At 41.2% G+C, this 12079-nt stretch carries 7 protein-coding genes and 3 pseudogenes; 5 read left to right on the forward strand and 5 right to left on the reverse strand.

Features of this window, described 5'->3' with window-relative positions; translation table 11 throughout:
• Positions 1–171 precede the first annotated feature (171 nt).
• Positions 172–789, forward strand: coding sequence for an IS66 family transposase (locus tag B0X70_RS02880; RefSeq protein WP_217470846.1), 618 nt, complete (start codon positions 172–174; stop codon positions 787–789).
• A 353-nt stretch (positions 790–1142) separates the two neighbouring features.
• Here the strand turns inward: B0X70_RS02880 and B0X70_RS02885 are convergent.
• Both B0X70_RS02885 and B0X70_RS02890 read right to left on the reverse strand, forming a co-directional pair.
• Positions 1143–1763, reverse strand: a pseudogene (locus B0X70_RS02885) (GDP-mannose 4,6-dehydratase); the annotation flags it as partial.
• A gap of 410 nt (positions 1764–2173) precedes the next feature.
• Positions 2174–2302: pseudogene (locus B0X70_RS02890) on the reverse strand (transposase domain-containing protein); the annotation flags it as partial.
• Here B0X70_RS02890 and B0X70_RS02895 point away from each other — a divergent pair.
• Positions 2294–2881 (forward strand): annotated as a pseudogene (locus B0X70_RS02895) (aldehyde dehydrogenase family protein); the annotation flags it as partial. The pseudogenes B0X70_RS02890 and B0X70_RS02895 sit on opposite strands and share 9 nt — an antisense overlap.
• Before the next feature lie 137 nt (positions 2882–3018).
• On the opposite strand, the gene B0X70_RS02900 reads toward B0X70_RS02895, so the two are convergent.
• Positions 3019–4116 (reverse strand): Fic family protein, encoded by a 1098-nt coding sequence (locus tag B0X70_RS02900; RefSeq protein ID WP_036811704.1) that lies wholly within the window; start codon positions 4114–4116, stop codon positions 3019–3021.
• Positions 4117–4492: 376 nt separating this feature from the next.
• Positions 4493–5158 (reverse strand): response regulator transcription factor, encoded by a 666-nt coding sequence (locus B0X70_RS02905; protein WP_036811705.1) that lies wholly within the window; start codon positions 5156–5158, stop codon positions 4493–4495.
• Between the two features lie 443 nt (positions 5159–5601).
• On the opposite strand from B0X70_RS02905, the gene B0X70_RS02910 reads away from it, so the two are divergent.
• Together B0X70_RS02910 and B0X70_RS02915 are read left to right on the forward strand one after the other, a co-directional pair.
• Positions 5602–7095, forward strand: coding sequence for an APC family permease (locus B0X70_RS02910; RefSeq protein WP_036811706.1), 1494 nt, complete (start codon positions 5602–5604; stop codon positions 7093–7095).
• Entirely contained in the window at positions 7070–7666 is a 597-nt protein-coding gene (locus B0X70_RS02915) for a DUF3156 family protein (protein WP_036811708.1), read from the forward strand. Before B0X70_RS02910 ends, B0X70_RS02915 begins: the two co-directional genes overlap by 26 nt.
• 228 nt (positions 7667–7894) lie before the next feature.
• Here the strand turns inward: B0X70_RS02915 and B0X70_RS02920 are convergent, their stop codons facing one another.
• Positions 7895–9343, reverse strand: a complete 1449-nt coding sequence (locus B0X70_RS02920; RefSeq protein WP_036811711.1) for a M20 family metallopeptidase — start codon at positions 9341–9343, stop codon at positions 7895–7897.
• Between the two features lie 1140 nt (positions 9344–10483).
• On the opposite strand from B0X70_RS02920, the gene B0X70_RS02925 reads away from it, so the two are divergent.
• Positions 10484–11929: a 4-hydroxyphenylacetate 3-hydroxylase family protein gene (locus B0X70_RS02925; protein WP_036811714.1), complete on the forward strand. Its 1446-nt coding sequence runs from the start codon at positions 10484–10486 to the stop codon at positions 11927–11929.
• Positions 11930–12079 lie beyond the last annotated feature (150 nt).

A 12079-nucleotide genomic window follows, 5' to 3' on the forward strand; every position in this document is an offset into this window, starting at 1 on the left:
TATAGCCGACATTTCGGTAACAATTCACCAGCTTCAGGTTTTCGAACTGCCTAAAATTGCGCTGGTTATCACGGAATATCAGCTGTTCCACGGCCAGTGCCAGCGTCGTCATCACTGTACACTGGCAGCGCTTCCAACCGATGCCCCTTCAGGGCAATGGAGGCACGTTTGATGAGCCACATTGCTGTCTTATCGGGGCAGTATCATCTGAGCATCAGTAAGATACATCGCTTACTCCGGGAGAGTTATAGCTCATACTTCTCAACGGAGCCTATCTCCGAAGCACAAGGGAGGGTCAGTACGATGCTGAGGCCATTACATCAGGTATTGGGGGATCACGTAAAACAATCCGCAGTTATCCATATTGATGAAATACTCCACCAACGTAACGGAGAAGCGGCGACCTGTTGGGTTTGGTTGCTTAATGGAAGTAATACGGTTTATCAGAAAATCCGCGCCTACTGTAATGCAGAAACCGCTAAGTCCCTGCCGGGAGAAGCAAGTCTGTGTGTTATCATCACCGCTCAGTGTGCTATCTATGACTGGTTGGAGCCTTCCTTGCATCAGTTCTGCTGGGCCTATGTCACCCGCAATCTGCAACAGATGGCTGATTACAGTGGCGACGGATTCCACTGGTACAGCCGGATGGCAAGGCTGAGGAAAAGTTTGGTGGTGTGGCTGAAAAAAGTGAATATGGACCGACATCACGATATTCAGGCAGGTATACCTATCTTCTCAAACACGAAACCGGCTTATGGGTATTTCTTAATCATCACGATGTACCGTTGACCAACAAATGAGGCTGAGCGTTGTTTATGTGGCAGTGTGATCATGCGGAAAATTTGCTTTGGAATGAGTTCTCATCGTGGAGAGCGATACTGCTCCCAGCTGCTGTTGGTTGTGGAAACTTGTAGGAAACGGAGATTATCTGCCCTGCATGTTATTATTGATATCGTCACGGCTGTGACACAAAAACAATCGTACCCGGATGTATTTAATCTGACTTCTGGCTAGTCAATAGATGATTGGTAAATGGTTACTAGAGATGTCCGAAATAACTATGCTTCTACAGTGTTTGAAGAAAGTGATTATACCAAATTATCATGCTACTCAAATTTCCTGCACAAAACGTCAACATCTCCTAATTTTTCTGGAAAATGATAAGGTTCATAATTGTTAGAACGATTAGTGATTATCGTTGGTAATCTATAAGTCCTATGCCATGCTCTAATCTACATGGTCGCTGGATGCTTTTGATGCCGAATATAGGCTACTTGGAGCATAAGTGGTTTTTTCGGTAAATAAAGGAAGGGGATAATTCTTTGGGAATTGATCTGGGTGAGTTAAATCACCATATACTTCATCAGTTGAAATATGGTGAAAAATAAAGCCGCTTTTTTATCTTCTACAAGTTGTCGCCAATAATTTTTAGCGGCTTCTAGCAGAGTATACGTACTAATAATATTGGTTTGAATGAAATCACTTTGGCTATTGATTGAGCGATCTATATGGCTTTCAGCAGCTAAATGCATAATCGCATCAGGTTGATACTTTGCTAAGATACTATCAATCGTATCATGATGACAGATATCTGCGTTTTCAAAAGAGTAACGAGTGTGATTGCTAACCTCGATAAGTGATTCTAAGTTGCTTACGTAAGTGAATTTATCGACGTTAATGACGCTATCGCTAGTATTTTTGATAATGTGCTGAATTAATGTAAAGCCAGTGAAACCTGTTCCACCAGTAACTAATATTTTCATTTTTGATTTTTCAGTGAGTTCTTGGATTGATTTGATACCGAAATTTAGAAAGGAAGTTTTATCGAATATATTTAGGCAGTATTTAATTAAAGCTACCGCACTAGGTTGCGGCTCCCAGAGTGCCCATAATTAGTCATTATTTTTTCTATCTTTATGATTCATAATAAATTTATCATCATAACAAAAACCAAAACTCCACCAATTTCTGTTAAGAGGCGGCGAGATTAGACGCTCGACTCCTTAAGGTCAAGTAAATTAACCTTTTTCCAGCAATTCTCATTTTAAAATTTAGGGTGGATAATATACTGAATTGGGCTATGGAAGTGAAAATGATCAACATTTCATTCAAAAACCAGAAGTGAGAAGCTAGTGCTTTGATCCAGCGTAAGCGCTTATAAAGTAGTGAACTCTTATAACTCCTTAGTGGAGATCACAACATTCCACGGCATCAGATCATCAACATTTTCTTCAGGAGCACGTTTGGGTAATTCCGTAAAGATATGCCGGAAGTAATAATGCGGATTGATATCATTGGCACGGCGGCGGAACGTTTCTATATTCCTGCAAGCCATATGGATGACGTGCTGAAATTGTTGTCTGAAAGACTCGCGGCAATGAAGATTGGCTCTCCTCTGGATGAATCAACAGAAATGGGGCCGTTGGCAAACAAAGCGCACTATAACAAGATCCTGTCCCTGTTTGAGCAAGCGCGTCAAGAAGGCAGTGAGATTGTTTACGGTGGTCATGCTCTGGCCGGGCCGGGCTTCTTTGTGGCGCCGACGGTGATTCGTGCTAACAGCCCAGAAGATTCATTGATGAAGGAAGAGACATTTGGTCCTGTTGGGACGTTCCTCAGCTATAACGATGAAGAAGAGCTGATTGGCTTGATGAACAGCACTCCATTTGGTTTAGCGGCGAGTTTGTGGACCAATGATCTCAGCAAAGCCATGCGTATGATCCCGCGTATCGAAGCGGGGACCGTTTGGGTCAATATGCATACATTCCTTGATCCGGCATTACCATTTGGCGGTACCAAATCCTCAGGCATTGGCCGTGAATTCGGTAGTGCTTTTATTGAGCACTATACTGAATTGAAATCCGTGATGGTTCGCTATTGATTTGATATTCGGATCAAAATAAGCAAGGCCCCTTGGTTGAAGGGGCCATTGTCAAACCTAAGGTCATCACTGGCATTTTATCCAAGAGAGGGCTTCTCAGGGCGGCAGGTTGATTGTGTACTGTTCACCACTATAATTCAATATTCGTGATTAATAAGGTAACGAGTGCTACGACCACCCGCGCCAGTACTTTCTAAACAACCTAGCTCAACCAAATGTGCCAGGTGTCTGGTCGCAGTGGCACGACTTACCTTCGCCACTTTTTGATATTGGCTGCTACTAATGCCTTGCTCAAAATTGCCGTCCAGCATACGGTTTAGCACCTTGGTTTGCTCTGCGGTAAGTTGAGTCTGGTCTATCCGGCGCCAAAATTTAGCTTTTTGCACAACCTGATTAATTTCTTTCAATTTATTTGTTAAGGTCTCATTCAGTATTTTCAGAAACCAAACCAACCAATCAGTAATATCCAAGCCGCCACGCTGAGTACTTTCAAGGATTTCGTAATACGCTTTACGATGATGACAAATACTTACCGACATTGCATAGAAACGAATTGAGCGGTTTTCGGCTTGAGCAAGTGCAAGGTCTGTTAAAAATCGGGTAATGCGCCCGTTTCCGTCTTCTAAAGGATGGATTGTTACAAACCATAAATGGACAATTGCTGCTCTAATAATGGGATCGAGACAAGTATCTGTTCGGGATTGATTGAACCACGTTATAAATTGGGGTATTTCGTCGACTACTCTTTCTGGCGGTGGTGCTTCAAGGTGAACAGTTGGCTTATCTAAACGACCGGATACCACTTCTATCATCCCTTCGCGTAATTTTCCTCCTTGTATCGGATTGAACATGGTATAGCCTTCGGGGAATATCAACTGATGCCACTTGAGTATGCGTTCAAGGGTTAAATCGGAGTGGCTATTTTCTATCACATCAAGGGCGACCTCTGTAATGCCGTCACTCTTCTCTACGATTGGATAAGGTTTTTCTTCCGTAATACCTAATCTGTTTGCCAATGATGAACGTATTGAAGCTGCATTCAGTCTTTCTCCTTCAATTTCACTTGAATAGAGTATGTTAGATAGAAGGCTATCAAGCGTTGCCTGCTTGGTGTCTTCATAATCAGATTTGCCTAATAACAGTCCCTGATTGAAATGCACATCTCGCAGTAATGGTGCAATAGTATCGGTGTTCCAATGAAATGCAGGCCAGTTCGGTTGTTCCCATATCCACATTTGCGTCACCCGTGAGTCAAATAACTGCTCTATTCTACTCACAAAATGAGGCGAATAGTGATTTTATTTGACTCATTCTGGGTTTTTCGCCTTGTATTTTGTTAGCGTGGGGTGAAATCACCAATATCGGGAAATAATTAAGTCTCTGTGTGCTTGTTCTTTAGCGATCAGAATAAGCGTCAAGCGTGAGAATTGCTTAATTAAAGATGACCGTTAATGGTTAATGACGATATAACTATTTAATTTGTTTTATACCCTATGGATTTCAAGATGCATCGTGACGGCAAGGAACAAGCTATGTGACTGGGATAAGCGAGTGCAGCCAACAAAGAGGCAACTTGAAGGATGACGGGTATAATTTATCAAATCCTACCAATCACAAATGCCGAGTAATAAACCCGTTAGAAACTAATTCAGTGCGGTTAGTCACTTTGGTTTTGGCAAAGATATTGCGCAGGTGGGTTTTGACGGTAGATAGGGAAATATTAAGTATCTGTGCAATACGTTTGTTACTTGATCCTTCCCTTATCAAATTAATAATTTCTTGCTCTTTAGCTGTCAAAATAGTGGGGGTTTCAGGAAGCAAGTCTCTGACGGCTAATTCAATTAATGGCAGAATAGCACTGAGGCGATTAAAGTCTTTTGGTGTAAATGGAATATCTCGTAATAAAGAGACACCGGCAATAATTCGGCTGTGTTGACGGATAAATATTTCGGCGATGTCCTGTATATTATTTGGCTGCATAAATTCATGGTAATACTTATTATGTTTAGTAAGTGTTTTCTGATCCATGCCAACCATATTAATATTATTTTGTTGATAATTAGCCGGTTTTAATGGATCTAAATGCTGAAAATGGGCTAGATAATTTTGGTGAGTTTCGTCTGAAATGCCGTACAGAATGTAATTTTCGGGGCGTAATTCATTATTCACCAGATAGAATGCTGCGGCCGAGATAGGAACCAGATGTGCAATGGTATTTAAACAACTGTAGATTAAAGTATTTTCACAGCTATTCGGTAGTACAGTAGACAAGGACATTCTCCCTTTAGAATAATACCTAATTGGATAAATCGATACTGAAAATTAATCAAATGCTAATTAAAATTCAGAATTAACACAAAACAAACATATTAATAACGTGATATGGATTGCAATAAATGAAATTTCTTAACGTGATGATCACCAGCTAAGAACAGGTTTTTTGATATATATCTGAAATAATTTCTTAATGCATTAATTAAGCGATTTTATTTTTATTGATTGATATTTAAGTAATTATTTTTGATTTTTTCTGTTTTCTGGTATTTTTCGTTACATCTTTTCAGTTATTAATCCCTCTTTAGGTATCGTTCTTTAGGACGATGGTCGGTATTCCTCTTCACTTTCTATAGTGTATTTATCCTCAATAAAGTTTACAAAAAATTCACAAATGAATCGCCGTGAGCATTATTTTTACGACTAGAAGTTAAGAGGGAAGATAAATGAATATGTCAACACGACTGACTTCGCATATTGAAAAGGGAGTGGTGGGGTTTCCTACCGCACTGGCAAGTTCTGTCGGCGTGATTATGGCAAGCCCGGTTATTCTGACTGTGACCAGTGGTTTTGGGATTGGTGGTGATACTTTCGTACTGGCAATGTTGATCAGTTTTATCATGATGCAGGCCCAAGTGACGACGTTTGCTGAGGCGGCGGCTATTTTGCCTACTTCTGGCTCTGTCTATGATTATATCTCTTGTGGAATGGGGCGATTCTGGGCGATTACCGGTGCGCTTTCGGCTTATTTGATTGTTCATATTTTTGCGGGTACAGCAGAAACGATTCTCTCCGGTGTTATGGCATTAGTGAATTTTGACAGCCTTAATACGATGGTGGAAAGTTATAACGCTTCATGGATGGTTGGTGTTGGGTTAGTGATTACGTTCGGGTTACTTAATGCGTTGGGTATTGAAGCGTTTGGTAAAGTCGAAATTGTGCTGACATTCTGCATGTGGAGTACTTTGGTTATTTTCAGTATTTGTGGATTATTAATGCCGTTTTCTGTGCCGCTGGAGAGTTGGTTTGGTGAAGGGCTTAATCTGAGCGATCCTTTGGCGGTACTGAGTCTGGTGGGAATGGCGATGTTTATGTTTGTCGGCTGTGAACTGGTGACGCCAATGGCGCCTGAAATTAAAAATTCCGCCAGAGTTCTTCCGCGAGCAATGATAACGGGCCTGTGTGGGGTGGCTTTTTGCATGGGGTTATATGGCGCGTCAATCAGTCATCAGGTAGAAAATGTGCTGGTGGATGTAGAAAATAACGTTCGCTTGCTGGAAACGCCAATGGCAATTCCTGCTTTTGCCGGTCAGGTGATGGGGGATTTTGGTAAATATTGGATTGGTATTGGGCTATTACTGGCGGGAGCGGCAACGATTAATACCCTGATGGCGGCGGTGCCGCGTATTCTCTATGGTATGGCATTGGATGGCGCATTACCGCGTATTTTTGCTTATCTACATCCACGTTTTAAAACGCCAATATTTGGGATTTTGGTTGCGGTAATGATCCCCTGTTTACATACCTTTATTATTCAAGGTGATTTGAACCGGATTATGCCTTTGGTATTAGCCGCTGTATGTGCCTGGTGCGTTGCTTATTTGCTGGTGACATGTTCTGTGATATTGCTGCGTATCCGCAGACCTGATTTACATCGTGCCTATAAATCACCCTTTTTCCCATTACCTCAAATTGTCTCTAGTGTAGGCATTATCTTGGCGATCATTAACATCACGCCTCCGGGAATGAATCCTGGTGATGTGTATATTCCATTCGCCATCATATTGGGTCTGACCGCCAGCTATGCCCTGTTTTGGACGCTCTGTGTGCAACGAGTGAATCCGTTTAAGCCTGTCCCCGTTGAACAGGTACTTTCGCATACTTTCACTAAGGGTGAATTGCGGGAGGTGCAACTTGAGCCACTTCGTTCCCTTGATTGACAGTATTTGGCGGCGGTTGAATAAACCCCGCTATCCTACTGGCTATCAGGCAGGTATAACGCTAAACCGGTTGGAACAGAATTTATCGCCTTACTGTTGTGAGCGTTTATCAGCAGAAAGTTTGCAAGTGACGTTACCTGATGGATTGCAGATTGAAGTTTGTGAAAAGCCGAAAGCATTGTTTCTGGCCTATATTGTCAGTTGTTGTTTTCGTTTGCAGGGGAATACTTCACTTAAGGAAAAAATCATTATTAGAGCTAAGGTAAAGGGAATATTTCGGCGAAAGAGTGTGATTTATTACTGTTGTCATGGTACGGAGTATGGACAGCCGATTATTGATTTACTCAATCAACATCCATTAATTGGTGAAACGCTGGCAGAGTTGGATTTCCGGGATCTGATATTGAATATTCATCAGGGGAAGTGGCAATTTGAGGTGGAACATTTTGCCGCTTCTGAGGTTGTCAGTCGATTGCCGGCTAGTCGTCGTTATTTACGTTTGACTGTTGAACAGCGCCATTTGTTGCTCAGTACTTTGCTGATGTTTAGCCAATTTATGGGAAAGATCTAATATTTTCGCCTGCTATACTGCAAACTCTACCAAAATAAAAGGGTTTGGAATTTTATTTCCAACTCTTTCGACCAAACCGAAAATGCGTCCCGGGTTCTTATTTACAGGGGGAGTTGTTTCACTCATGTTTTTTCCTTTGTGTTTGCTGTCGTTATTATTTTTTAATTATATAAATGACTGAATACTGGTTTGCCTGCTATAGGCAAGCCAGTATTTATCGGAGCAAAGTTACTTCAAAGGTGATGGTTTAACATCGGGTGGAATAGGGCTCTGATAGGGATTTTTATCCCTCTGGTGTTTGAACTCTGATTGAGCCTCTGATAGCAGAACCGGGTCTGTTAATAATTCAAGCGCGGTAGCGGCCATAATTTTCCCTGCAAGGCACATCCCTTTGTGAGCAATGGATGAACGTCCTTGTGCGACTAGTTGCCAAGTATGCAGTGGTGTGCCAAAGGCAAAGCAGGGGCTTAAACATTGGGCGGTTGGTGTTACCCAGCTAACATCTCCAACATCGGTAGAGGCATATATTAACTCTTGCGATTCTATATAAGGCAAGACTTCATCTGTCAGTGCTTTTTCCCCTTGTCGCTCACTCCAGCGTTTACCCTCTTCACCCGCTATCTGAGTTGCATTGAATTTGACATTGCGTAAATCATCTTTTGTCAGTGTTTGATGGATTTTTTCGGCAAATTGGCGTTCTTCATCAGTGTATTCAGGAATACCAAAAGCTTGAACATATTGATACATCGCTCTTTCCATCGTGCGATTAGGAACATAATTTGAACACGCTGTGTCAAAGCGAATATTCAATTGCGTACCGGTCATTAAGGCGGCACCTTTAGCGATATCAATAACTCGTTGATAAATATCTTGAGCCTGATCCCGTTGCGGAGCGCGAACAAGGTATAAAACTTCGGCATCAGCTTGTACAACGTTAGGTGACATACCGCCCGTATTAGTCACTGCATAATGAATTCGTGCTTCCTGAATGATATGTTCACGAAGAAATTGAACACCCACATTCATCAGACTGACAGCATCTAAAGCACTTCTGCCTAGGTGGGGAGAATTGGCGGCGTGTGAAGCAATCCCTTTGAAATGAAATGCTGTTTGGATATTTGCCAGAGACTGAACATTAAATACACTACTGAATGATTCAGGATGCCATGTAATTGCTGCATCAACATCATCAAAAAGACCATCCCGGACCATAAATGTTTTACCGGAACCCCCTTCTTCGGCTGGGCAGGCGTAAAACCGCACAGTTCCAAGGAGTTGATTTTTTTGCAGCCAGGCTTTCACTGCAAATGCCGCAGCGAGGGCGGCCGTCCCCAGTAAATTATGTCCACACCCGTGGCCGTTACCGTTTTCAATTACAGGACTAGGTTCATAACAGCCTGCTTTTTGGCTTAAACCAGACAGTGCATCATACTCACCAAGTAAAGCAATCACAGGGTGTCCACTACCATAACTGGCGATAAACGCAGTCTCAATATTGCCTACCCCTCTTTGAACTACAAACCCTTCATTCTCTAACGCATTTGCGAGCAGTTCAGCAGAAAAGTTTTCTTTAAAATTGGTCTCAGGGTGTTCCCAAATCTTATCGCTAAGGTAAGTAAAATCACTTTGGCGTTGGTTAATATATTCATGTATGAATTCAGTCAATGAATTATTCATAGTGTGAACTCCGAAATCAGTAAGTTAGGGTGACAGTGGCGAATGTTTCCACTGCGGTTGTCATCACATTTTCATAAAAGTCAAACAGTTCATTATAATGATGACCCACACTGAGTTCTGTACCGAAAATTGAGGTAGGTGGCTTGACCACCATTCGATTTGACGCGCTCCATAAAGTAGGTTGCGTCCTCCGAGCTAGCCGCTTGCTGGCGTCTTTTGGCAACAGATGAAAGTTTTGGGATATATTGTTGAGCCTGTTGATAAATGAAATCGACCTACACAGGGATAGGTTGGTTACTTTGAGCGGCTCCCATTAACTGTATTTCGTATTCAACCCCTGCATTTTTGCCGCTCCTTCAATAAGCTGCTTCAACTGAAAACATACTAAATATGAAGACGGTTTTGTTCACCATTGATCACAGAAGAAAGCCGGGACTGGCAGAGCAAAAAGCTATTGATGAGATAAGAAAAACCTTGGATTTCAGTGGGATATTTCATCTAAGCCATGATGATGAGAAATCAATAATCGAGTTTGCAAAGCATTCAATATAACCAACCTTAGCCCTCTATCGAGGGCTCCCCATCAAACTAGCCAAAATCTCACCCCGAAAATTTTTTTGAAAATAAATTAATCGAAAAAGCAATGAGATATTAAACTTTACTAAACATTGGTTTAGTGATTGCTTGGTAAATATATTTATTAAACTTACTCACATCAAAGCACAGCGAACAGGCAAGGAAAGCCCACGAAGTAGCTGCGTATTAAACCACCATGCCAAAATCTATCGAAATAGGGTTTTGATTTATTAGCGCTAAATTTGTGGGGGTACCTCAGCGCAGTGCAGCGTGGGATTATGATACCTGAACTGGCAACCGGTCCTTAAATGAGTTGATGGTTAAGATAAATAGAGTAGGAAGATAAATCGTATTTATGTATCAAATTAAGAGAGAGATCACAGATACTCAAGAAAATTTACTGAAATATTTTATCGAATCATTGTGATTCAATCTATACTGGATACGTAGAAAATAATTAGATAGAAAAATTTAAATGGCAATGCCCGACAATAGGGTAGGGAATTGCTATGCCTTTGAAGATCGATTTACCTAAAATTAATTCTATTTCGGAGGAAGTTGCTAATGTCTAAGACCGGTGAGGAATATATTGAAGGCTTGCGTGATGGAAGAACCATTTTTCTGAATGGAGAAAAGATTACTAATCACGTGGATCACCCTGCTTTTCGGAATGCAATTAGAACTGTAGCTTCACTTTATGATTATCAGGCAGCACACGCTGATCGGATGACGTTCGAAACTCCTGGTGGTAAGCGTGTTGGTTTATGTTGGGAACTTCCTACTACCCGAGAGAAATTAATTGCCAGAGGTGAGGCTGCGTATGCTTGGGCAATGCAGAGTTGTGGTTGGCTAGGTAGAAGTCCAGATCATGTTTCTGCCGCTTTTACCGGAATAATGACTCATCTGGAAGTATTTGAGGAATATTCCAAGGATAGGGCTGAGGCATTGAAAAATTACTATTCATATGCCCGTGATAAAGATATTTATTTAGCTTTCACATTAATCAATCCACAAGGTGATCGTTCCAAAACGCCTAGTGAGCATATAAAAAACGAATTTCATACTCTTGGAGTATTGGAAGAAAAACCGCAAGGAATCATTGTTCGCGGGGCAAAGATGTTAGGAACAGCGGCCGTCCTTGCAGAGGAAGTGGTTGTTGGCGTGTTTAATCCACTCAAAGAGGGCGTTGATGATAAATATGCGGTGTCTTTTGCATTACCATTGAATACTAAAGGAATAAAAATTCTTTCCAGAAAATCCTATGAAATAGGCAGTAATAAATTTGACTCCCCTTTAGCACATCAATTTGACGAAAATGATGCGGTAATTTATTTCGACGATGTTTTTGTTCCGTGGGAAAGAGTATTTGTTTATAAAAATACGGAGATGTGTCGCCAGCAATTTCTGGCAACTGGCGCTGACGTTTTAATGGATGTTCAGGGTATGGCTCGGTATGCCGTTAAATTACATTTCTTAACGGGTTTGGCTCATCAACTTACCGAAGCTACCGGCGTTAATGAATTTCCGGCTGTTCGTGAATCGTTAGCCGAGCTTGCTTGTTATGCTACTAATATTGAAGGGCTGTTTCGTGGTTTGATCCACAATCCTGATCGGCATAATGAATATTATATTCCCAATCGATCACAACTGTATGCTTGCCAGGTTTTATTGCAGTCAACTTATCCAAAGGTGATAGAAAGCATCAGAAAACTCTCAGGTGGTGGTGTGATTATGTTACCGTCAAATTATATTGATTTAGCAAATCCAGAAATTCGTGATTTAATAGAAAAAACACAATATTCAACTTTACTGGCCCCCATTGAACGAGTGAAATTATTGAAGTTAGTGTGGGATGCGATCGGTTCTGAATTTGCATCACGTCATACTCAATATGAAATGTTCTATTCAGGCGCGCCTTTTATTGCTCTGTCTCGTGTTTATGAAAAATATGATTGGGATTTTGCTAAAAGTATGAGCCAAGGGATTTTAGATTCTATGGATGTGAGTTAAATTCTGTATTTAATTCAGATGCAGCTAACTCGTTTTATTTTTATCAAATTTGACGATGCGGGATAGATTATATCCCGTATTATTTGTTACTTAATCTTTTGAAAGATAGGATGGTTCGACTAATATCATATCAAGATATTGAATTATTTA

It is taken from the genome of Photorhabdus akhurstii (assembly GCF_019090985.1).
GTDB classification, from domain to species: Bacteria; Pseudomonadota; Gammaproteobacteria; order Enterobacterales; family Enterobacteriaceae; genus Photorhabdus; species Photorhabdus akhurstii.